The sequence below is a fragment of the Variovorax sp. dw_954 genome (assembly GCF_018449755.1).
GTDB lineage: Bacteria > Pseudomonadota > Gammaproteobacteria > Burkholderiales > Burkholderiaceae_C > Variovorax.
Genome location: NZ_JAAVVD010000118.1, coordinates 1 through 439, shown reverse-complemented (window position 1 = coordinate 439; position 439 = coordinate 1). Strand labels below are relative to the sequence as shown.

The following is a 439-nucleotide window of genomic DNA, read 5'->3' as shown; positions in this document are numbered from 1 at the left end:
TTTCCCGGCGATCCGCACCTACCCGGTGATCGAGCGCCACGGTTTCATCTGGGTCTGGCCCGGCGATCCGGCACGCGCCGACGAAAGCGCACTGCACCCGCTCGAATGGGCGGACAGCCCGGACTGGGCCTACGGCGGCGGGCTGTACCACATCCACTGCGACTACCGCCTGATGATCGACAACTTGATGGACCTGACGCACGAGACCTACGTGCATTCCTCCAGCATCGGTCAGCCCGAGATCGACGAGACGCCGACCAAGACCGTGACGGAGGGCGACGTGGTCACTACCGCGCGCTACATGGAGAACATCATGGCGCCGCCGTTCTGGCGCATGGCGCTGCGGGGCAACCACCTGGCCGACGACGTCCCGGTCGACCGCTGGCAGATCTGCCGCTTCACGCCGCCGAGCCATGTGCTGATCGAAGTGGGTGTGGCG

General features: G+C 66.5%; 1 pseudogene. It reads left to right on the top strand.

From position 1 onward, the window contains the following. Positions 1 to 439: pseudogene (locus tag HB681_RS37780) on the top strand (aromatic ring-hydroxylating dioxygenase subunit alpha); the annotation flags it as partial.